General features: G+C 70.3%; 19 protein-coding genes and 1 tRNA gene. 5 read left to right on the top strand and 15 right to left on the bottom strand.

Features of this window, described 5'->3' with window-relative positions:
• The 5 genes from ACWFR4_RS12845 to ACWFR4_RS12825 all read right to left on the bottom strand — a co-directional run bounded on the left by ACWFR4_RS12845 (position 1) and on the right by ACWFR4_RS12825 (position 5,008).
• Positions 1 to 1,989, bottom strand: coding sequence for a copper resistance CopC/CopD family protein (locus ACWFR4_RS12845; RefSeq protein WP_453652322.1), 1,989 nt, complete (start codon positions 1,987 to 1,989; stop codon positions 1 to 3).
• Positions 1,990 to 2,003: 14 nt separating this feature from the next.
• A complete protein-coding gene (locus ACWFR4_RS12840; RefSeq protein ID WP_453652320.1) occupies positions 2,004 to 2,492 on the bottom strand; it encodes a copper chaperone PCu(A)C in 489 nt (162 codons plus the stop codon).
• Complete coding sequence (locus tag ACWFR4_RS12835) at positions 2,489 to 3,187, bottom strand: SCO family protein (RefSeq protein WP_453456560.1); 699 nt, start codon at positions 3,185 to 3,187, stop codon at positions 2,489 to 2,491. Before ACWFR4_RS12835 ends, ACWFR4_RS12840 begins: the two co-directional genes overlap by 4 nt.
• 104 nt (positions 3,188 to 3,291) lie before the next feature.
• A complete protein-coding gene (locus tag ACWFR4_RS12830; RefSeq protein ID WP_453456563.1) occupies positions 3,292 to 4,053 on the bottom strand; it encodes a YcnI family copper-binding membrane protein in 762 nt (253 codons plus the stop codon).
• A 148-nt stretch (positions 4,054 to 4,201) separates the two neighbouring features.
• The gene (locus ACWFR4_RS12825) at positions 4,202 to 5,008 is read right to left on the bottom strand and encodes a hypothetical protein (RefSeq protein WP_453652318.1); all 807 of its coding nucleotides are present in this window, start codon (positions 5,006 to 5,008) and stop codon (positions 4,202 to 4,204) included.
• 216 nt (positions 5,009 to 5,224) lie between these two features.
• Between ACWFR4_RS12825 and ACWFR4_RS12820 the strand changes: the two genes are divergently transcribed.
• Positions 5,225 to 5,686: an ATP-binding protein gene (locus tag ACWFR4_RS12820; RefSeq protein ID WP_116512146.1), complete on the top strand. Its 462-nt coding sequence runs from the start codon at positions 5,225 to 5,227 to the stop codon at positions 5,684 to 5,686.
• Positions 5,687 to 5,767: 81 nt separating this feature from the next.
• Here ACWFR4_RS12820 and ACWFR4_RS12815 read toward each other — a convergent pair whose 3' ends face one another.
• A complete protein-coding gene (locus ACWFR4_RS12815) occupies positions 5,768 to 7,237 on the bottom strand; it encodes an aminopeptidase P family protein (protein WP_453456568.1) in 1,470 nt (489 codons plus the stop codon).
• Positions 7,238 to 7,390: 153 nt separating this feature from the next.
• Positions 7,391 to 8,905, bottom strand: a complete 1,515-nt coding sequence (locus ACWFR4_RS12810; protein WP_453652316.1) for a PP2C family protein-serine/threonine phosphatase — start codon at positions 8,903 to 8,905, stop codon at positions 7,391 to 7,393.
• Positions 8,906 to 9,366: 461 nt separating this feature from the next.
• Between ACWFR4_RS12810 and ACWFR4_RS12805 the strand changes: the two genes are divergently transcribed.
• Both ACWFR4_RS12805 and ACWFR4_RS12800 read left to right on the top strand, forming a co-directional pair.
• On the top strand, positions 9,367 to 10,062 hold the full coding sequence (locus ACWFR4_RS12805) for a bifunctional DNA primase/polymerase (protein WP_366120722.1): 696 nt from the start codon (positions 9,367 to 9,369) through the stop codon (positions 10,060 to 10,062).
• Positions 10,063 to 10,117: 55 nt separating this feature from the next.
• On the top strand, positions 10,118 to 10,807 hold the full coding sequence (locus ACWFR4_RS12800) for a hypothetical protein (RefSeq protein WP_453456574.1): 690 nt from the start codon (positions 10,118 to 10,120) through the stop codon (positions 10,805 to 10,807).
• A gap of 229 nt (positions 10,808 to 11,036) precedes the next feature.
• On the opposite strand, the gene ACWFR4_RS12795 is transcribed toward ACWFR4_RS12800, so the two are convergent.
• From ACWFR4_RS12795 to ACWFR4_RS12785, 3 genes are all read right to left on the bottom strand, one after another.
• Positions 11,037 to 11,999, bottom strand: a complete 963-nt coding sequence (locus ACWFR4_RS12795; protein ID WP_453456577.1) for a DUF5926 family protein — start codon at positions 11,997 to 11,999, stop codon at positions 11,037 to 11,039.
• A 104-nt stretch (positions 12,000 to 12,103) separates the two neighbouring features.
• On the bottom strand, positions 12,104 to 12,655 hold the full coding sequence (locus ACWFR4_RS12790) for an ATP-binding protein (protein ID WP_453456579.1): 552 nt from the start codon (positions 12,653 to 12,655) through the stop codon (positions 12,104 to 12,106).
• A 149-nt stretch (positions 12,656 to 12,804) separates the two neighbouring features.
• Positions 12,805 to 13,620, bottom strand: a complete 816-nt coding sequence (locus tag ACWFR4_RS12785; RefSeq protein WP_453456582.1) for a glycerophosphodiester phosphodiesterase — start codon at positions 13,618 to 13,620, stop codon at positions 12,805 to 12,807.
• A 190-nt stretch (positions 13,621 to 13,810) separates the two neighbouring features.
• Between ACWFR4_RS12785 and ACWFR4_RS12780 the strand changes: the two genes are divergently transcribed.
• Positions 13,811 to 15,289 (top strand): S1C family serine protease, encoded by a 1,479-nt coding sequence (locus tag ACWFR4_RS12780; RefSeq protein ID WP_453652314.1) that lies wholly within the window; start codon positions 13,811 to 13,813, stop codon positions 15,287 to 15,289.
• A 61-nt stretch (positions 15,290 to 15,350) separates the two neighbouring features.
• A tRNA-Ser gene (locus tag ACWFR4_RS12775) sits at positions 15,351 to 15,435 on the top strand.
• A gap of 137 nt (positions 15,436 to 15,572) precedes the next feature.
• Here ACWFR4_RS12775 and ACWFR4_RS12770 read toward each other — a convergent pair.
• From ACWFR4_RS12770 to ACWFR4_RS12750, 5 genes are all read right to left on the bottom strand, one after another.
• A complete protein-coding gene (locus ACWFR4_RS12770) occupies positions 15,573 to 16,988 on the bottom strand; it encodes a tyrosine-type recombinase/integrase (RefSeq protein ID WP_453652312.1) in 1,416 nt (471 codons plus the stop codon).
• A gap of 61 nt (positions 16,989 to 17,049) precedes the next feature.
• A complete protein-coding gene (locus ACWFR4_RS12765) occupies positions 17,050 to 17,238 on the bottom strand; it encodes a helix-turn-helix transcriptional regulator (protein WP_453652310.1) in 189 nt (62 codons plus the stop codon).
• Between the two features lie 297 nt (positions 17,239 to 17,535).
• The gene (locus ACWFR4_RS12760; protein ID WP_453652308.1) at positions 17,536 to 19,083 is read right to left on the bottom strand and encodes a YfjI family protein; all 1,548 of its coding nucleotides are present in this window, start codon (positions 19,081 to 19,083) and stop codon (positions 17,536 to 17,538) included.
• Positions 19,080 to 19,409 carry a hypothetical protein gene (locus tag ACWFR4_RS12755; RefSeq protein WP_453652306.1) on the bottom strand — a complete coding sequence of 110 codons (330 nt, stop codon included), beginning with the start codon at positions 19,407 to 19,409 and terminating at the stop codon, positions 19,080 to 19,082. Before ACWFR4_RS12755 ends, ACWFR4_RS12760 begins: the two co-directional genes overlap by 4 nt.
• The gene (locus ACWFR4_RS12750) at positions 19,406 to 20,317 is read right to left on the bottom strand and encodes a bifunctional DNA primase/polymerase (protein ID WP_453652304.1); all 912 of its coding nucleotides are present in this window, start codon (positions 20,315 to 20,317) and stop codon (positions 19,406 to 19,408) included. Before ACWFR4_RS12750 ends, ACWFR4_RS12755 begins: the two co-directional genes overlap by 4 nt.
• Positions 20,318 to 20,393: the final 76 nt, after the last annotated feature.

Raw genomic sequence — 20,393 nt, 5'->3', positions numbered from 1 at the left:
TCAGCCGATCTTCGCGTTCTTGTTGACGGTCACTTGGTCGATGTCGGAGGTGCGCACGGTGACCGCGATCTTCCAGTCGCCCGCCACGGGGATCTGTACGCCGCTCGCGCTCCAGTGTCCGGTGGCGATGTGATCGGGAACGACCGGCAGAGGGCCGATCTTCTTCGCGGCGAGGGTGAAGGAGACCTTCACCTCGGGGATGTCGAACGCCTTGCCGTTGGGGCGCTCCACGTAGACGTGCATGTCGTTGCTGCCGGTGCGTCCGGGATCCATGTCCAGGAGGAGCGTGCCCTTGCCGTCCTGGCCGCCCGTGTCGAACGGCAGCTTCAGGGAGAGCGGCCCCGACCGCTGGGAGGCCGCCGCGGTGACGGCCTTGGCCTCCTCCTCGGTGCGGCCCGGCTCCGTGGAGGTGAGCACGGTCGTGACGACGAGCAGGACGACGGCCACACCGGCCTCGGTGAGTACGGAGCGGCGCAGTCCGGAGCGGCCCGGGTCGGCGTCCCGTATGCGCTTGTCACGGGCGGTGGCGAGCGCCGCGCGCTGTCGTGCGAGCTGGGCGGACCGCTTGTCGTCGACACCGGAGCCGGAACCGGAACCCGTATCAGAGCCGGAACCTGAATCCGTATCGGCACCGGAGCCGGAACCCGCATCGCCCCTGGCGTCCCCCGACGACGACCCCTTCGACGCGCCACCTGCCGGTACCGTCACCGCCTCCTCCGACCGCGTGCCTTCCTCGATCACGGTGGTTGCGGCGGCCTCCGGGGCGAGCTCTTCCGACAGGCGTCCCGTCCACTTCCGCGAGATCCAGGCGACGCCGACCATGACGGCGACGAGCCCGATCTTGAGCAGCAGCAGTTGCCCGTAACGGGTGCCGGTGAGTGCCGACCAGGAGCCGACCTGGCGCCAGGACTGGTAGAGCCCGGTCGCGGCCAGCGTGGAGACCGCGCAGAACGCCACCCGGGAGAACCGCCGGACGGCTGTGGCCTCGATCGAGGGCGCCCGGTACAGGGCGACGAGCAAGGTGGTGAGTCCGCCGAGCCAGGCCGCGACCGAGAGCAGGTGAAGTACGTCGACGGGCATGGCGAGTCCGGCCTGGATGCCGGTGGAGGCGTGCTCGGCCATCGCCCAGGTCGCGGCGAGACCGGCGGCGACGACCGCCCCGCCGATCGCGAGCCCGAAGGTGAGGTCCTTCTTCTCCTTGGGGTCGGTCCGCTTCTCGTACGCGCCGAAGAGCACGGCGATGAAGAGTGCGGCGGCGGCCAGCAGCAGGAGCCGTGACACCAGGGCCGCGCCCGACTTGGTCTGCAGGACCTGCCCGAGGAGGGTGAGGTCGAAGATGTCACCGACCGCGCCGGACCCCGTGTAGGAGCCGCGCATCAGGAGCATGGCAAGGGTCGCGCCGGTGAGGGTGATCCAGCCGCCCACCACGACACGCTGCACGGGGCGGACACCCGCTCCGTGCGGCCAGCAGGCGAGGACGAAGGCCGCGCCGCCGACGGTGAGGATGAAGCCCGCGTAGGAGAGGTAGCGCGCGACGCCGTAGAGCCCGCCGACGACGCCGCCGCCCGCGGTCTGGTCGGGCAGGGCCGCGGTGGTCTTGGAAGGGGCGCCGATGGAGAAGGTGAACGCCCCGGAGACGGGGTGGCTGTCGGCCGACACGACCTGGTAGGCGACGGTGAACGTGCCGTCGGGCAGCCCGGAGTGGAGGGGGACGCCGTAGGTCGTGCCGCCGAGGTCGGTCGTCTTGCCGGTGTCGACGCGCTTCCCGGCCGGGTCGAGGACCCGTACAGAGCCGTCGGACATGGCGACCTCCTCGGAGAAGGTCAGGGACACCCGGGTGGGGGCCTGCTCGACCACCGCGCCCTGCTTCGGGTCGCTCCCGGTCAGCGCGGCGTGCGCGGAGACGGGCGCGGCGCCGGCGAGGAGGGCGCCGGTGACGGCGAGGAGCAGCAGCAACAGGTGCCGGAAGCGGGGAGCGATGGTCTTCACGAACGGTCAGCCCCTCAGTGCGACGTGTGCGACGACTTCGCCGTCGGGTTGTAGGTGGCGGCCTTCACCGGGAAGGTCACCGTGACGGTGCCGGACTTGGCGAAGTGCAGCTCCACCGACACCTTGTCGCCCTCCTTGGGCGTCTGCTTCAGGTTTTCGAACATCAGGTGGTTGCCACCGCGTTCGAAGTCGAGCTCGCCGTCGGCCGGGACGGGGAAGGACTTCTGTTCCTTCATCGCCCCGCCCTTGGTGCTGTGGAGGGTGACCTGCCGGGCGATGGCACTGGTCACCGAAGTGAGCGTGTCGGCGCCGCCGCTGTTGTGGACGACGAAGAAGCCGGCCGCCATGTCGCCGCCCGCGGGCGCCGGTATGAACGCCCCGCCGACCTTCACCGCGGGCTTGCCGGAGGGCGCCGGGGCCGACGAGTCGCCGGAGCCGCAGGCCGTGAGGGCGAGTCCGGCCGCCAGCGCGGTGGCGCCGAGGGCGAGCGGTGTACGCCTCACGGCTGCTCCCCCTTGATGATCTTGGGGAGGTCCTTGGTGTAGTCGTCCACGGTGGCGTCCTCGCCGTACAGGACGTATCCGGCGTCGGTCTTCGGCGAGAAGGCGATGACCTGCGTGCCGTGCATCGAGACGAGCTTGCCGTTCTTGTCCTTCTGCGTCGGCTCGACGGAGATGCCGAGGGTGCGGGCGCTGCCCTGGATGGTGGCGAAGTCGCCGGTCAGGCCGATGAAGTCGGGGTCCTGCGCCTTGAGCCACTTGCCGAGGACGGGCGCGGTGTCGCGGTCCGGGTCGGTGGTGACGAAGACGACCTGGAGCTTGTCCTGCTCGGCCTTGGGCAGCGCCTTCTTGGCGACGGCGATGTTGCTCATCGTCAGGGGGCACACGTCGGGGCAGTGGGTGTAGCCGAAGTAGATCAGCGTGGGCTTGCCCTTGGTCTGCTCGCGCAGGTCGAACTTCTTGCCGTGGGTGTCCGTGAGGACGAGGTCCGGCTTCTTGAAGGGCGTGTCGAGGACGGTCGCGGCCTTGTTGGAGCCGGTCTCGGCGGAGACCTCTGCCACGGGCTTGTTGCTGTCGTCGCCACTGCCGCAGGCGGAGAGGGTGAGCGACGCCGCGGCGATGAGCCCGGCGGCGAGCAGCGTCTTCTTACGGAGGGCCTGGCGAGGAGCTGTGTGCGGGGTCTTACGGGGAGAGCGCATAGAAAAATGTCCCAGATGTGAGGCGGGCCGGTGTGCACCGGGGTCGGCCGGCGGCCGCGGAGGGCCGCCGCCTGCGCCGGCCCCGGTGCACACCCGCGGCTGGTTCAGCTGTTGGTACGACGGCGTCCCGCGAGCACGCCGAAGGCCACGCCGGCGGCGCCGACGACGATGCCGGCGATGCCGAGGGCGCGTGCGGTGGTGTCGCTGCCGGAAGAGCCGTCGGAGGAGCTGTCGGACGAGGACGCGGTCGTGGCCGCCTTGTCGTCACCCGACTTGGCGCTGTCGTCGGCCGCGGCGCCGCCGTGGTGGTCCTCGGTCGCGGCCGAGAGCTCCAGGGTGGGCGCCGGGTTCTCCGGCTCCTCCTGGCCCTTGGCCTGCGGCTCGATCCAGCGCACGACTTCCTTGTTGTCGTACGTTTGGATCGCCTTGAAGACGAGCTCGTCCGTGTCCTCGGGCAGCTGCCCGATGGAGAGCGGGAACTTCTGGAAGAAGCCGGGCTGGATGCCCTTGTCCTTGCCCGAGCCGTCGGCGGTCCAGGTGACCTGGGAGACGGCCTGGTCGATCTTCTCGCCGTGCATCTCCAGCGGCTTGTCGAGCTTGGACTTGGTGACCTTGGCGGTCCAGCCGGGGATGGGCTCGGGCATGACCGAGGCCAGCGGGTGGTCGGTCGGGAAGTTGACCTCGACCTTGGTGGTCGCGGCGTCGTCGCGCTCGTTCGGCACCTTGAAGTTCACGACGGCGTATCCGCCCTTGGCGGCGACGCCCTCCGGCTGCACGCTCACGTGTGCGAAGGCGGGGACGGAGAGCACCAGGACGGCGGACGCGGCGCCGGCGCCGACTACGGCGACGCGGGAAATCTTCTTCATGGCAGAAACCACTCCACTCGGGTTCAGCGGGATCAGGCGAACGGTGAGTGCGCGCACCGGAAAAGGGGCACGCGCGCGTGCCGCACGACACCCCTCCGCGCTGTGCGGAAACCCGTACAAGGGCCCCGCGTGGAGTACGTGTGTCGTGTCAGGCAGCGAGACGGAACGCGTCGCCCGCGGGCGGGCCGCGCCTGATCACCGAGTGCTGAAGTGCCGTCGTGCGCAGGGGCAGTGGCGCGAGGAGCCCGATGGGCACCACGTGGGGCGCCGCTTCGGAAGCCCCGGGCAGGCCCGCCCTGAGGGCGCGTACGAGAGCGAGAGCGGCGCGCAGGGAACAGACGAGCGCCCCCTGGGCGACTCCATGCGCCGAGTTCACCGAGAGGCGGACGAGCCGACCGAGAGCGAGGTCCCCGTGGCGCAGCAGCCAGCCCGCGACGACCGCGGCGAGCAAGTGCCCGAGCAGCATCGGCAGGGACGGCAGCAGCGGCATGGAGGTGGCCGCTTCGGTGACGGCGTGGTGGTGCATGGCCGTTCCGGAACCGGGTTCGACGCCGGCGTCCGACAGGATCTTCTGCGCCTGCGCGGGGCTGATCGCCGCCATGCCCGTGCCGCACATGAGCCGGGCCGCGCGCTCCACGACCGAGGGTTCCTGGGCGGTCTGCGCCATCGTCATGGTGCCGTGCTGGCCCACTCCGAAGAGGGTGTGCAGACCGGTCTGGCCGACCGCGAGAGCGGCGGCGATGCCCGGCAGCGAGCGCTCGCGCCCGGCGAGCGGCGCCGCGACGGCGAACACCGCGAGGAACCCGACGCCCAGCGTCCACAGGGGGACGGTGACACACGAGGCGAGCACATGTCCGGCCGCGGACAACGCGACGCAGACCGCGGTGAACACCGCGGCCCTCAGCAGCCGGACATCCGTTCCGGTGCGCGCCTCGCGCTGGTGGGGGGCAGACATGGCGGGCTCATCATCGCACTGGGCTTACCCGCCTCATACGGCAGGTCCACAAGGTCCGGAATCTTCCGCCCCGCCCCCTTGAGGCCGACTCCGTACACCGCCGCCATCGGTCCGCGCGTCCGCCGTATGGGCGATATCACGCGAAGCACGCGATTGCACAGGGGCCGTTGCGGCAATACGTATCGGTATGTCGAGCCGTGGCCTGGAGGCTGGAGCATGAGCATCTGGTGGTCTCTGCACTTGCGCCGCGAGGCCGCGAGCGTCCCACTCGCCCGGCGCCTGCTGATCGACACCATGGAGACCGCGGGCGTGGACCCCGACATCTCGTACGACCTGTCCGTCGCGCTCACCGAGGCGTGTGCCAACGCCGTCGAGCATGGCGGCGATCCGGACCCCGACGATCCGGCGGGTGCCTACCGGGTCACTGCCTACCTCGAGGGCGAGACCTGCCGTATCGAGGTCGCCGACTCCGGTCCCGGCTTCCCGGCGCTGCGCGGCCGCGGCACCACCCTGCTCAAGCCCGCCCCCGACCACGCCGAGCACGGCCGCGGACTCTGTCTCATCCAGGAGCTCGCGGACCACGTCCACTTCGTCAACAGACCGGGCAGAGGCGGCGCGGTGGTCAGCTTCGACAAGGTGCTCAAGTGGCGCGAGAACGCGCCCCTCGTCTCCGCCTGACCCCCTCCGGACACGACAGCGGCCGGGCACCGTCCTGCCGTGCCCGGCCACTTCGCAAACGCGTCTCTACGCGCGCGTGGTTCAGCCCTTGAGCTGAGCCATCCAAGCCTCGACCTCGTCCGAGCGGCGCGGCAGACCGGCGGAGAGGTTCCGGTTGCCGTCCTCGGTCACGAGGATGTCGTCCTCGATCCGGACACCGATGCCGCGGTACTCCTCCGGCACGGTCAGGTCGTCGGCCTGGAAGTACAGACCGGGCTCGACGGTCAGGCACATGCCGGGCTCCAGCGTGCCGTCCACGTACGTCTCCGTGCGCGCGACCGCGCAGTCGTGGACGTCGAGGCCGAGCATGTGACCGGTGCCGTGCAGCGTCCAGCGGCGCTGGAGACCGAGCTCCAGGACGCGTTCGACCGGGCCCTCGACGAGGCCCCACTCGACGAGCTTCTCGGCGAGCACGCGCTGCGCGGCGTCGTGGAAGTCGCGGTACTTGGCACCCGGCCTGACGGCCGCGATACCGGCCTCCTGGGCCTCGTACACGGCGTCGTAGATCTTCTTCTGGAGCTCGGTGTAGCGGCCGTTGACCGGCAGCGTGCGCGTGATGTCGGCGGTGTAGAGGCTGTGCGTCTCCACGCCCGCGTCCAGGAGGAGCAGGTCGCCGGAGCGGACCGGGCCGTCGTTGCGGACCCAGTGCAGGGTGCAGGCGTGCGGGCCGGAGGCGCAGATCGAGCCGTAGCCGATGTCGTTGCCCTCGACGCGGGCGCGCAGGAAGAACGTGCCCTCGATGTAGCGCTCGCTGGTGGCCTCGGCCTTGTCGAGGACCTTCACGACGTCCTCGAAGCCGCGGGCCGTCGAGTCGACGGCCTTCTGCAGCTCGCCGACCTCGAAAGCGTCCTTCACGAGGCGGGCCTCGGAGAGGAAGACGCGCAGCTCTTCGTCGTGCTCACGGGTGACCTTGTCGACGAGGGCGGCCTCGATGCCGGCGTCGTGGCCGCGCACCACGCGGACCGAACCGGTGGCCTCGGCCAGCTTGCCGGCGAGCTCGCGCACGTCGGAGGCGGGGATGCCGTACACCTGCTCGGCCTCGGTGAGGGAGTGACGGCGGCCGACCCACAGCTCGCCCTGGCCGTCGAGCCAGAACTCGCCGTTCTCGCGGTCGGAGCGCGGCAGCAGGTAGATCGTCGCGTTGTGCCCGGTGGCCGTCGGCTCGAGGACGAGGACGCCGTCCTCCGTCTGGTTGCCGGTCAGGTACACGTACTCGGTCGAGGCGCGGAAGGCGTACTCGGTGTCGTTCGAGCGGGTCTTGAGGTTGCCCGCGGGGACGACGATGCGCTCACCGGGGAAGCGCGCGGAGAGGGCGGTGCGGCGGGCGGCCGTCTCGGACGCCTGCGCGATCGGCTCGAGGCCGTGCAGCTCGGTGTCGGCCCAGCCGGACTTCATGCTCTCGGCGAGCTCGTCGGACACGCCCGGGTACAGGCCGTTCTTGCGCTGCTTGATCGGCTCGTCGCTCTCGGTCTGAGAGATCTCCGGGTTCTCCGGGGTGAGCTCCTCCGACACGTCTTCCTCCTAGATACGGCCCTGGGAACGGCCAAGGGTGCGGCCTGGGTACAACGGTGGACCCCGTCCATCGTACGGTCGTACGGAAGGGGCCCAGGGCCGGAAGACCTGTTACATCGGGGGCTACGGGTCGTACCGCCCCGGTCACCGGAATCACTCGAAGCGCGCGGCGAGCAGCACGACGTCCTCGTCGCTGTCGGCGGCGTCGAGCCCGTCCGGCAGGACGGTGTGCAGGACGTGGTCGGCGATCGCTCCGGGGTCGTCGCGGATCGTGCGCGGGACGCCGGCGGCCGCCGCGTGCAGGCGGGCGAAGGCGCGGTCCATCGGGTCACCGGTGCGGTGCAGCAGGCCGTCCGTGTACAGCAGCACGGTCTCGCCGGGTTCGGGGCTGAACTCGACACTCGGCGCCTCCCAGCAGGCCAGCATGCCGAGTGGCGCGGACAGCGACGTCTCCACGAACTCGGTGCGTCTCTCGCCGATCACCAGCGGCGGGCTGTGCCCGGCCCCGGCCAGGACGATCTTGCGCAGGGCGGGCTCGCAGTAGGCGAAGAGGGCGGTGGCGCTGCGCGCGGGCTCGGTCAGCCGGAGCAGCAGCTCCAGATCGGACAGGACGGCGACGGGGTCCTCGCCCTCCATCACCGCGTACGCCCGCATGCTGGCTCTGAGCCGGCCCATCGCGGCGACGGCGCTCGCCCCGGAGCCGGTGACGGAGCCGACGATGAGGCCGAGCGCGCCCTCGGGCAGCGGCAGCGCGTCGTACCAGTCGCCGCCGCCTCGCGGGCCCGTGCGGTGCCGGGCGGCGAGCTGGACGCCTGCGACCCGTGGGAGTCGCGGCGGCAGCAACTCCTCCGCGATGGTGCGGGACTTGGTGCGCGCCCGCTCCAGTTCGAGCAGGCGCGCGAGGTGTTCGGTGGCGTAGCGCGTGTACAGACCGACCAGATGGCGCTGGCGTTCGACGGGCTCGGCGGGCTCGTCGTAGAGCCACACCGCGGCGCCGAGCCGGCCCGCCGCCTCCGTCGCGAGGGGCAGCGCGAAGCTCGCGGCGTAGCCGAGCCGGGCGGCGACCTCGCGGTGACGCGGGTCGAGCCCGTCCTCGGACAGCAGATCCGCGTGCACCTCGGGCTCGCCTGTCCCGTCCGTGCGGTCGAGGATCTTGCCGTAGGAGGTCGCGCCGCGCGGCACCGTCTCGATGTGGCCGAGGTCGGCGCGGGCGAGGCCGAGCCCCACGGTGGTGTCGGGGCCCAGGCCGTCGGCGGGCTCCAGGACGACGAGTCCGCGGCGCGCGCCGACGAGTGCGGCACCGGCGCGGAGGACCTCGTGCAGGGCATCGTCCATGACGGCCGTCCTGGCCAGGCGCTCGGTGAGTTCGTGCAGCGTGGTGAGGTCGGAGACCCAGCCGGCGAGCCGGTCCTGGATCAGCGCTCCGGGGGCTCCGGGGGCTCCGGGGGAGGAAGGGGGCGCGGGCGCGGGTGACGCGGGCGCGACAGTGTGTGCCGGTGGGGGAACCGTTGAATCGATTCCAGCCACTTTCGGAAAGTGCGGGACTGTCATGGCGTCCGGCTTTCCGACCGGTGCGTATTGCTCAATAGCATCGCAAACCCCCATGTGATTCTGCGCCGCCAGCAGTGCCTCCACATCTACACGCACTGATGAGGGGATGTCCAGCATTGTCCTGCTGGGATTCCTGGTGTCCAGGAGGCCCGTGCGGCATTAGTGATCTCTGATCGAACTTGGCCAAAAAGTGCCTCGGGTAAGGGCATATTGCGGTCGACTGGCATTGTTCGGCAGAGCGTCACAGCGGTCGTGATGGGTACGTACTCGGAGAAGGCCAGGGGCAGTTGGGATCGACCCGGAACCTGGCGACGGACCCGGGCGTCTTAACCACCGACGACCGTGCCCCATCCTCCCGTGGCGGAGACGGCGAGTAACACGCGCGACGGCAAACGCCAGGCGCCGCCACCCCACGCCAGGCTTTTCAAGTACGCGGCCGGCGCTCGGACAATAGGGGTTCCCCCCGCTCAAGGCTGGGGTGCGGCGCTCCCAGTACGTACGTTCAGTGAAGTGATCGACACATGGTGTGATGTGGCCCACAGCGTTCTCTTCGGTTCTACGGAAAGGAACGAGCGCTCATGCGCGAGATCCTCGGAAGGCGACGCAGGCTCCTGTCCAGGCGAAACAACGGGAAGTCTGATCAGTTCAGCGCGGCCCTGACCTTCGCGACCGCATGGCAGTGGCCCGTGCTCCCGGGCGTGGGGCTGGTAGGGGCGCGGCGCCGTGACGGCGTCAGCTGCGCCTGCCCCGACCCGGAGTGCACGGTGCCGGGCGCGCACCCCTTCGACCCGGGGCTGCTCGCCGCGACCACGGACGAGCGCATGATCCGCTGGTGGTGGACCAACCGTCCGGCCGCGCCGATCGTGCTGGCCACGGGGGCCGGTGCGGGCGCGAGCGGCGGTCGCGCCCCCTGCGCCGTGAGCCTCCCCTCGGTCGCCGGAGCCCGCGCCCTCAAGGCACTCGACCGTACGGACATCAGGCTCGGCCCGGTCGTGGCCACGAGGGATCGTCTCTTCATCCTGGTGGCGCCCTACTCCATGGAGCAGCTGGGCGAGCTCCTCTACGCCCAGGACTGGGTGCCGGGGTCCCTGCGCTTCCACGGCGAGGGCGGCTATCTGGCACTGCCTCCGTCCGACACCGGCCTCGGCCAGGTCCGCTGGGAGCGCGCCCCGCTGCCCGGCTCCGCGGCACCCTGGGTGCCCGATGTGGAGGCCGTGGTGGACGCAGTGGTGGACGCCCTCACTCGTACGGGTGTGAGCGCGCCCGAGTTGTAGGGGAATTGGGCGCGCGGCGAGGGGTGCGAAGGGGCGGCGCCGATATCTTCGGCGCATGCCCTCCTTCCCCAAGCTCTCGACCAGCCTCGAGCAGGGGAGACCCCATTCGCGCCTCCGTCTGCTCGGTCTTCTCGCGGTCGCGGTCCTGACCGTTCTCCTCCCGCTGGCGGGCGCGTCCGCGGGCCCCGTCGGCGACACCGCCGCGGAGGACAGCCTCAACTCCGGCGAACTGCCCACCGGTAACACCGGCAGCACGAGCAGCGCCGACAAGGTCGACGACAAACCGGGTGCAGGCACGAGCGACCCGGCGGACACCGCGGCGTCGGATAGGGCCGGCAAGGTGCGCCGGTCCCACGAGCGACCGCCGGGCACCACCCTCCTCGCCGGTCTCGGAATCGCCACGAAGGCGCGGTGCGGACCCGAACTCGCTTCTCCCGACGGCATCGAGGCGCAGACCTGCGTACTGACCCAGGGGCGGGACACATGGGCGAGGACCTATTACCGGAACGCGACAGGGGGGCCGCTGAGTTCCGTGCTGACCCTGATGGCGCCGGGAGGCCGCACCGTACAGATGCACTGTGCGGTGGGTGCTCAGGACGAACCGGGGACGTGTGACACGCCGCGGGAGCGCACTTCGGGTGAGGCGAGCGACTACTCGGCGGTGGCGGAGTTCGCAGGAGCCGGGGACGCGGGGCCGCTGCTGCTCAGGTCGGGAAGCAACGCGCCGACGCCGGCCGGACGCTGAGCGAGCGGGACGATTTCCCGGGCGCAGGCCCACGGGGAAGTCCCGGAAAAACAAGGACCCGGTTGCTGGCGACGGGGGATGCACCAGCAACCGGGCTACTCGAACGGTAACAAGAGATCGGCCGTTAGCAAATTCGATCTCGGCTATTCGTATGCGGATTTACCTGCCGCTACGGGGAGTTGTGACCGGAGTCACCTGTTCCGAGAGCTTCCTGTGGCTGACCGGTCGGTCAGCTGAGCGTCACCTGTCGGTTGGTGAGGCCACCGCGCGCCTTGCGCTCGTCGACGGTCAGCGGCGCCTCGGAGGCGAGGGCCGTGGCGAGCCGCTCGGCGAACTCGGCCGCCGGCTTCTCGACATCCTCGGCGCTCACCCCGGTGGGCAGGTCCCAGACGGGAACGGTCAGACCGTGCGCGCGGAACGAGCCGACCAAACGCGTGCCCTCGCCGAGCGAGGACGTGCCGGCCGCGTGCAGCCGGGCGAGCGCGTCGAGCAGCTGCTCCTCGGGGTGCGGCATGACCCAGCGCAGGTGGTTCTTGTCGGGGGTCTCGCACCAGTACGCGCCGTCGACGCCGGACAGCTTCACGGTCGGGATGGCGGCCGCGTTGGCCCGCTCCAAGGAGGCGGCGACCTCCGGGCTCGCGTTCTCCGAGTCGGGCACCCAGAACTCGAATCCCGTGTGCACGACCGGCTCGAAGGGGGCCGCGGGGTCGAGCAGGTCCTGCAGGCGCGGGCCGTCGGCGGGTGCGCGGCGCGCCTGCATCGGCGTACCGGGCTCGGCGGTGAGCGCGCGCTGGAGGGTGTCGGCGAGGTCACGGCTCAGGTCGCCCGACGAGGTGTCGTTCTGCAGGCCGAGCAGGACCGAGCCGTCGTCGCGGCGCAGTGCGGGCCACGCCATCGGAAGCACCGTCGCGAGTGTCACGGACGGAACGCCGTCCGGGAGGCTCTCCTTGAGGGTGAGCCGCACCGTCGCGGCGGGCACCAGTTCGCGCAGCGCGATCCAGTCGCCCTCTCCCACGAGGCCCTCGAACGGGCGCTGCACCAGCTCGGTCACCGCGTGCGCGGCGGCACGGCCGTGGCAGGCCTTGTACCGGCGGCCGCTCCCGCAGGGACAGGGCTCACGGGCGCCGACGACCGGGATCTCCCCGCTGCTGACGTGCGACTTGCCCTTGGTCTGGGGGCGCTTCTTGGCCATCTTGGGTGTCTCCCGGTTACGGCTCTCTTACGTACGGGCGCGAGCCTAGCCCCTCGTACGGCCGGGGGCGGGGATCAGGCCGGGCCGCCGGGTCGGAGCGGGTTTCAGCCCAAGTCCTCGAAGGCGTCCGCGAAATCGAGGTCGGACATGCCCGCGGGCGCACGGCTCGCCACGCGCGTAGCGAAGTTGCCCTGCCCCTGTGTTTCGGCTTCGGAGCGCACGTCCTTGTGCACAACCACCCAGACGGTGACTTCACCGGGGGCGTCGTCACGTACGCCCCAGTCGTCGGCGAGCGCCGAGATGATGTTGAGCCCGCGGCCGCCGTGCGCGGTGACCGAGGGCGTGGCCGGAACCGGGCGGGTCGGACCACCACCGTCCGTCACCTCGACGGTGAGACAGCCCCGCGCATCGACCCTCCAAGCGGCCCGGACGTCGCCGTCCCCGGCCATGTCGTCGCCCAGCGGCCTGCCGTGCCTGCAGGCGTTGCTCAGCAGTTCGGACAGGATCAGTACGGCATCGTCGATGACCGCTTCCGAGACCCCGCCGACGCGCAGCTGATCACGCATCCGGTGTCTTGCTCCGCCCACGCCCGCAGGGCCATGGGGTACGGCCATGCTCGACGACGTGGGCACCTCCTGTGCCACCACCAACGCCACCCCCGAGACCTCCTTTGCCCCACGCCACGGTGTGAATGCCCCAATGGACTGGACCGGAAACCGGCCAATCCACGCTCAGTGACGCACTCGTAACGATCGAATACGGAGCGAACGCGCCGGAGCACTCCCTGTGAGGGTGATGGCCGGATTTAGTCCCTCCCGAGCTGGCGCAGAACCGCGCGGGGCCGGTTCGTGATGATCGCGTCGACGCCGAGGCCGACGCACAGGTCGACGTCCTCCGGCTCGTTGACCGTCCACACGTGCACCTGGTGGCCCGCCCGCTTGAGCTTCTCCACGTACCCGGGGTGGCTGCGCACGATGCGGATGCCCGGGCCTGCGATCGGCACTCCCGTGGGGAGGCGGCCGTCGCGGTGGCGGGGCGAGACGAACTGCATCAGGTAGACCGTCGGCAGGTGGGGGGACGCGGCCTGGATGCGGTGCAGGGAGCGGGCCGAGAAGCTCATGACGCGCACCGGGGACGGTGCGTCCGGCGCTCCGGTCGGGGCGTCCAGGCCGAACCGCTTGAGGAGCATCAGGAGGCGTTCCTCGACCTGGCCGGCCCAGCGGGTGGGGTGCTTGGTCTCGATGGCGAGCTCCACGCGGCGGCCCGCGTCGGCGACCAGTTCCAGCAGCCGCTCCAGGGTCAGGACGGAGGTGTCCTCCCAGTCGGGGCCCTCCGTGCTGGTGCGGCCGGCCTCGCTGTTCTTCCAGGAGCCGAAGTCGAGCGCGGCGAGATCCGCCAGTTCCAGGGCCGACACCGCTCCGCGTCCGTTAGACGTACGGTTGACGCGGCGGTCGTGCACACAGACGAGATGGCCGTCCGCGGTGAGCCGTACATCGCATTCGAGGGCGTCGGCACCGTCCTCGATGGCCCTTCTGTACGCGGCCAGCGTGTGCTCGGGGGCCTCGTCGGAGGCTCCGCGGTGGGCGACGACCTGGATCTGCTGCTGTCGTGCGAGGGTCACCGCGTCATGGTGCCATTGCGAGGCGCTGGGCCGCCCAGCGGATGCGTCCGTTTCGCCCGGCGTAAAGGATGGCACCGAACACACAGGAACGCCTTATGGTGCCCTGACGTCCCGTGGGAAAAGCTGACCGCATACAACCAGCAATGCCGATGGAATCAGCTGGTACAGCCGTGGATCGAGGAGAAGAGCTGTGAGCACCGAGAACGAGGGCACTTCGGTACCCCCAGCCCCGTCCGCACCCCCCGTGCCGGTGGAATCTCCCGCTACTCCCGCACCCGCGCCCGCCGGATCCGCACCGCCTGCGGAGCCCGCCGACGCACCCACCGCGGCGATGCCGCCGGTCGAGGGCGCGGCGCCGGGGGCACACGAGGGTCACGGCGCGGCCTCGGGGGCTGCACCGGGACCCGGCGGGCAGCACGAGGCCGCGAACGCGGCCTCGGGTGGCTGGCCGCCTCCACCGCCCGCCGTTCCCTCGTACGTGCACGGCGGCGGCGGTGGGCACCCCTGGGGCGCCTCCTATCAGCCTCCGGAGCCCAAGCCGGGCCCCCGGCGTGGCGGGCTGCTGGCCGCGGTGGTCGCGGCGGCCCTGATCGCGGGCGGTGTCGGCGGCGGCATCGGCTACTGGGCGGCCGAGCGCAACGACGACGGTGGTTCGGGCTCGACGACGGTCTCCGCCTCGGACAACCCGGCCGACTTCAAGCGTGACCCGTCCTCGGTCGCCGGCCTCGCGGCGAACGCGCTGCCGAGCACCGTCACCATCGAGGCCGAGGGCAGCGACGGCGAGGGCGGCACCGGCAGCGGCTTCGTCTACGACACGCAGGGCCACATCCTCACCAACAACCACGTGGTGGCCTCCGCAGCCGACGGAGGAAAGCTTTCGGCCACGTTCTCGAACGGCAAGAAGTACGACGCCGAGGTGGTCGGCCGTGCCCAGGGCTACGACGTCGCGGTCATCAAGCTGAAGAATGCCCCGTCGAACCTGAAGCCGCTGGTGCTCGCCAACTCGGACAAGGTCGCCGTCGGTGACTCGACCATCGCGATCGGCGCGCCCTTCGGCTTGTCGAACACGGTGACCACGGGCATCGTCTCGGCGAAGAACCGCCCGGTGGCCTCCAGCGACAGCTCGGGCAGCAGCAAGGCGTCGTACATGAACGCGCTGCAGACCGATGCGTCGATCAACCCCGGCAACTCGGGCGGTCCGCTGCTCGACGCGCGCGGCGCGGTCATCGGCATCAACTCGGCGATCCAGCCGGCGAGCAGCGGCGGCATAGGAGGCTCCGGCCAGTCGGGCTCGGTCGGCCTCGGCTTCGCCATCCCGATCAACCAGGCGCGGAACGTCGCCAAGCAGCTCATCAAGACGGGCCAGCCGGTCTATCCGGTGATCGGTGCGTCGGTCGCGCTGGACGAGCAGAGTGACGGCGCGAAGATCACCGAGCAGGGCGCGGGCGGTTCGTCCGCGGTCACGGCGAACGGCCCGGCGGACAAGGCCGGCCTGAAGCCCGGCGATGTCATCACCAAGCTCGACGACACGGTGATCGACAGCGGTCCGACCCTGATCGGCCAGATCTGGACGCATCAGCCGGGCGACACGGTCAAGATCACGTACAAGCGCGGCAACGCGGAGCACACGGTCGACGTGGTCCTCGGCGAGCGCAAGGGCGACAGCTGACCGAACTCCCGGCCGAACCCGCTACCCTGGTCCTCGCTCCGCCGGTCGTCGGCGGGACGAGGGTGGGTTGCCCGAGCGGCCTAAGGGAACGGTCTTGAAAACCGTCGTGGCGCGAGTCACCGTGGGTTCAAATCCCACACCCACCGCTTGCAGATCAGCTTAGGTGCTGGTCAGAAGGGGTGCCCCGGTCTCCGGAGCACCCCTTTCGTGTGCCGACCGTCTCACCCCATCTCGCCCGTATCCCAACTCTGACCAGTGCGTATGGGCCATCTGTGGGCCCACATCAGGGCTGGTCCCCCTCGTCGAGGGCGCGGGAGATCAGGTTGTTGGAGTGTTGCTGACCGCCCTTAAGGATCTTCGCGTAGAACCGGTACAGAACCGCGATGCTGTGGCCGGCCCGAGCGGCGACCTCCGCGGGGTCTACTCCCGACTTGATCCAGAGGGAAACCCCCGCGTGCCGCAGCGAGTACGGCACGGCTGCGAGCGCTGAATCGACTTCGCGTCGTGAGAGCCCCGCCTTTCGCGCTCTCTTCCAGACTTCGCAGTACTCCGTGGAAGGCACCCGCTCCCCCCGTGCCGCACGGAAGAGCCGGCCATCGTCAGCCGTGCCGTAGCGGGCGATGTGCTCTCGGAGTAGGTGCACCAGAACAGGCGGAATAGGCACGGTCCGCGTCGCGCCGGACTTACGGTGCTTGAGGCCGCGCGTCTCGTACGACGTGCCCTCTTCTGTCCAGCCTCCACCGACCTCTGGGCGAGTCTCCCCGAGTAGTAGTTCGCCCCATTCCTTGACGCTGTCACGCGAGTTGGGCGGCAGTGTGCAGTCCGACTCTTTGAGTGCGACGATCTCGCCCGGCCGCATGGCCGCGTAGTAGAGGCAGCCGAAGAAGGCATGCAGGTGCTGGCCGCGTGGACCGGAGTCGCGGACTGCACCAAGCAAGGCACGCGACACATCTGGGCCCGGCACGTGCCGGAAGTCAATCGCGTCATCGCTCTCAGGCGGCGTCCAGTCCACACGCGGCAGAGGGTTCGCGCTGAGTAGGCCTTTCTCCTCAACCGTGTAGCGCAGCACATTGCTCAGCACCATTCGCTTGCGCCGGACCGTGTTCTCTGCCGCCTTGCCGCCGTCAAGACGGAGCGAGAGGGCCTCCAGGGCGGGGCGTAGAAGCGCGGGATTCTCCAAGTCCTTGACCTTGACCGAGCAGGCGGCGATCCACTCCAACGCAGACATGATCTCGGCAGGCGGCTCCTCCATGACATGCCGAGAGACCCAATCCCCCTCCGGGCCGCGCACTGCCCGGAACGCCCACTGGTACAGCGCGGCACGCAGAACCGCGGCGTTGGGTGCTCCGCGCTTGCTGGTGACGAGCGTGGGCGTCACCACGGCGAGCGATTCCGCGATGCTCGCCCGGTGCTTGGCAGCGGCACGGGGCCACTTCATCAATACGTACTCCGTGACGTGCTCGTACCAGGAGGGGGAATTGCGGGCCATCAACTCCCCTTCGGGGAGGCCCGTTCCCTCGTCGAATCGCTGACGGTCGCGCAGAGCGGCCATCAACTGTGACTGACGTCCCTCCGCTTGCGTCTTGAGCTTGAAGCTCCGCGAGTGGGGCTGCTCGCCTACCCGCCAACGCAGTTCCCACGGCTTCGGGCGTCCGGCACGCTTGCGGATGGACCAGAAATCGACGTCGTACGTGAGCATGTCTCTCCAAACAGAAAGAGAGGGGCCCGCGCTCAGCGCGGGCCCCAAAGAAGTGATCGGATTACGCGGCGCGCTGCTCGCAGTTCGCCCACCAGGCGTCGAGGTCAGCGCGGTTGACGCGGAGTTGGCCGTTGGGGAGCTTCTGGAGGCGGGGGGCTTGGCCGCGGGCGCGCATGCGGTAGAAGGCCGCGCGGCTCATGTCGATCTCTTCGAGAACTTCAGCGAGCTTGAGCCTTTTCGGGCTGGCCACTGTGCGACTCCTTCTCGGATCCAGTGCGGAAACCGGGGAATCGCTGACAGAACTGACAGAACCTCGACACATGGCCGCTGACCAGCATGTATGGGCGGGTCGGGGTCTTTGACAGAACTGAATTAAAACCTGACAGAACCTCTTGGGAGGGGGTTCTGTCACAGCGCCCCCGGCGGGGGCCGGGGGTTCTGTCAGCATTAAATTCAGTTCTGTCACAACCGCGATCACGGACGTTTGTGCAGGTCAGTGGCGGTGTCGGGGGGTTCTGTCAGTTCTGTCAGCGGGTTGGGGGTTGTGTCAGGCGCCCCGGCCGATGCGGGGGTGGGTCTCGTAGCGGGGCGAGGGCGGCCGGCCACCGCGTCCGGTGCGCGGGGGCGGCGGCTGCTGACGGATCCAGCCGTGTTCCTCGAGCAGGGCCAGGGCGGGGTCGAGGTCGCCGATGGCGGGGAAGTCGGCCCGCCGCAGGGCCCGGAACAACTCCCGTTTGGTGATCTGGGCCGGGCGGCTGCTGAGCAGGTGGGCCAGGACGGTCAGGGCGGCGTCGTGGGCGGGGTCGGCGCTCATGGTGTCGAACACGTCCAGGGCGTGCGCGGTGAAGTAGACGCCCAGTTCCGTGGCGGCGGCCATGGTGGCTGCTTCGATGGGCTTGTGCCATCCGTCCTCGGGGTGGCTGGCCAGGTGGAGCAGGCCCGCGATGCGTGCCACGGCCCCGTCCCGCTTGGACGCCCATTTCACGATCGGCGCGAAGCTTCCGTCCCGCCCCAGTCGCGCTTCGGTGACTTTCTGGAAGGCGAGCATGACCGCGTCCGCTTCCGGGGTGAGGGTCAGGAGCGCGGGGTCGGTCCAGTCGGCCAGTGCGAGGGTGAGGCCCGCGAGTTGGCGGGTGTAGGTGGCGGCCACCTGCTCATCCAGGAGTTCCGGGGACAAGCTGCGGCTGCCGACCAGGGACAGGGGCTTGGAGTACAGGAAGCGGGCGAGCAGGCCGCGTCCGTCGGCCCCGTCAATGCGGGCGAGAGAGTCGAGAACTTCCGGCTGGATGGCCAGGCCGACAGTGACGGCTGGAGAGTCGATGTGCTCGGCCTCGCGGCTTTGCCGGTTGACGCGGATCATGTCGCCGGCGTGGCCCTTGAGGAACATGCCCATGTTGGGCTTGCCGGTGTAGCGGCCCGCGATGATGTCGAACAGCTCGCCCTCGGCGCTCATGCACGAGATCCGCCCGTTCTGCTGGGCGAGCAGGGTGCCAATGGTCTCCGGGGTCGCATCGTCCGCCACGAGCTGCGGCACGGACGGGATCGTCAGTTCCTCGGCGGCCTGAGCGAGTTCAACCGCCTCGGCAGTCAGCGCGTCCCGCTGCCCCGGCTCGGCCCCGGCCGCCTTAGCCGCGGCCTTCTCCGCGGCTGCTTTGGCGAGACGGGCCAGGGTCTCAGCCTCGGCCCGCACCGGGCCGGACAACTCAATGAGCGCCTTCTCAGCATCGAGCAGGGGGCGCACCATGAGGTCGAACACCGCGGACTTGCGGTTGCCAGGGTCCAGGGCCACTGCGGTGTAGATGTTCGCTGGCTCGCGCCAGTGGCCGCGCACGCAGACCTTCACCCGGCCGCCGACGGCGGTGGCGATGACTGCGAGGGCGAGGCATCCGGCGAGGTCGATGGGGGTCTGGGTTTCCTCGGCGACGCCGCGGACCATGTCACCGAGCCACGCCGGGAGGGTGTCGACGGGGAAGGTGGGCAGGGGCGGGCGGGCCTTGAGCGGGACGGGTTCGTCCCAGGCCGGGCCGGTGATCTGCTCGGGGTCGATGTCGAACCCCTCCCACAGGTCGGGGCTCATGTCGTTGGGGATGCTCATACGGCCTTGCCTCCTTCCTTGGCGTTGGCGAGCTGCGGGCAGGTGTCGCGGTGTTCGCTGTGCGCGGCCACGAGGCTCAGTACGGCGGCGCGGCCGATGGCGGTCCGTTCACGGCCGCAGGAGCACCACGAGTGGGCCGAGGGGGTCACGCGCCAGTCCGGGGGCGCCACGACGTGCAGAACGGCCCGGGGGCGGTATCCGTCGTTCGTCCGCAGGCCAGGGCGAACAGCAATGGGGACGCCTTCGGCGACGCCCTTTCGGTCGCCCACGACAAGCCGCAGGTGCCGTCGCTCGGCGGCGTGGGGGGCACGGGGGTGAGGGCTCATGCTGCCCTCCTTGCATCGGCGTTGAGGCCGTTGTCGACGGCGCGGGCCGCGTATGGCTCGGGAACCCCAACGGACACGGCGGCGGCGATGACCTCTTGCCCGAGTGCGTCCAGGCCGCAGGGGCCGGGGCACTGTGCGTGCTGCTTGGCGAGGAACTGGGCCACCCCGAACGCCCGCGACGCGGCACCCGATTCGGTACGAGCCAGGACCAGGGCCAAACCGCGGGCGAGGCCGGTGCGGACGTACTTCTCGGTGTGGCGGCAGCCGGTGGCCACGCTCACGTCCCACGTGGCGCGGCCGGGGGATGAAGAGACCAACTCCCCGCGGGCGGGGTTGGTCTCTTCCTTCTCGACCAGGGCGCGGACGGCGTCCGGCAGGGGCGTCATGGTGCCGGTGCCGGGTCCGAGCCAGCGGGCGTATTGCATGAGCGATTTGATGTCGATGCCGGGGCGTACGGCGTTCGCCGACCGCATTGCCCCCAGGTAGATCCAGTGCTCTCCGCGGGTGGTGGGCACGGTCCGGGTCGGTGGCAGGCTCTCGCGCGCCCAGGCGACCGCGTCGGTGTCGTCCAGGTCGACGACCGTCAGCCAGGCCCCGCCCGGGTGGTAGGCGACGGCCGATGCCTGCGCCCACGCGAACGTCCATGCTCGGGACGTGAGGACGTCGGGGTTCGTGGTGGCGGCAGCCCACGCGTGGCAGGGACGCGGGCAGTGGCACGGGCCGGGCGTCTTCATGTTCGGTCGGCCGCCGCACCCGTTCTTGGCGCACTCGGGGCAGTTCCCGAACGGTACTTTCCCCGCCCGCAGCGGCAGTGCTGGCACACCGGATTCCGCAAGGCTCAGGGCGGTGCTCAGATGCTCGTTCAGCGGCGAGCTGTGGACTCGCGTGACATCGGTGGTTTGGGTCATGCTGGGGTCTCCAGTTCCTTCGTGGGTACTGGCTGGCAAGGGCGGCCCTGCTTCTTTGGCGAGACGACGGGGGCCG

Source organism: Streptomyces sp. NPDC055140 (assembly GCF_053607285.1).
This window is presented reverse-complemented; position numbering and strand designations above follow the sequence as displayed.

What these genes read in the sequence shown, in the direction of transcription:
- ACWFR4_RS12835 (WP_453456560.1), bottom strand. Translation starts at nt 3,187, where the DNA reads ATGCGCTCTCCCCGTAAGACCCCGCACACAGCTCCTCGCCAGGCCCTC.
- ACWFR4_RS12830 (WP_453456563.1), bottom strand. Translation starts at nt 4,053, where the DNA reads ATGAAGAAGATTTCCCGCGTCGCCGTAGTCGGCGCCGGCGCCGCGTCC.
- ACWFR4_RS12825 (WP_453652318.1), bottom strand. Translation starts at nt 5,008, where the DNA reads ATGTCTGCCCCCCACCAGCGCGAGGCGCGCACCGGAACGGATGTCCGG.
- ACWFR4_RS12820 (WP_116512146.1), top strand. Translation starts at nt 5,225, where the DNA reads ATGAGCATCTGGTGGTCTCTGCACTTGCGCCGCGAGGCCGCGAGCGTC.
- ACWFR4_RS12810 (WP_453652316.1), bottom strand. Translation starts at nt 8,905, where the DNA reads ATGCTGGACATCCCCTCATCAGTGCGTGTAGATGTGGAGGCACTGCTG.
- ACWFR4_RS12805 (WP_366120722.1), top strand. Translation starts at nt 9,367, where the DNA reads ATGCGCGAGATCCTCGGAAGGCGACGCAGGCTCCTGTCCAGGCGAAAC.
- ACWFR4_RS12800 (WP_453456574.1), top strand. Translation starts at nt 10,118, where the DNA reads ATGCCCTCCTTCCCCAAGCTCTCGACCAGCCTCGAGCAGGGGAGACCC.
- ACWFR4_RS12795 (WP_453456577.1), bottom strand. Translation starts at nt 11,999, where the DNA reads ATGGCCAAGAAGCGCCCCCAGACCAAGGGCAAGTCGCACGTCAGCAGC.
- ACWFR4_RS12770 (WP_453652312.1), bottom strand. Translation starts at nt 16,988, where the DNA reads ATGCTCACGTACGACGTCGATTTCTGGTCCATCCGCAAGCGTGCCGGA.
- ACWFR4_RS12760 (WP_453652308.1), bottom strand. Translation starts at nt 19,083, where the DNA reads ATGAGCATCCCCAACGACATGAGCCCCGACCTGTGGGAGGGGTTCGAC.
- ACWFR4_RS12755 (WP_453652306.1), bottom strand. Translation starts at nt 19,409, where the DNA reads ATGAGCCCTCACCCCCGTGCCCCCCACGCCGCCGAGCGACGGCACCTG.
- ACWFR4_RS12750 (WP_453652304.1), bottom strand. Translation starts at nt 20,317, where the DNA reads ATGACCCAAACCACCGATGTCACGCGAGTCCACAGCTCGCCGCTGAAC.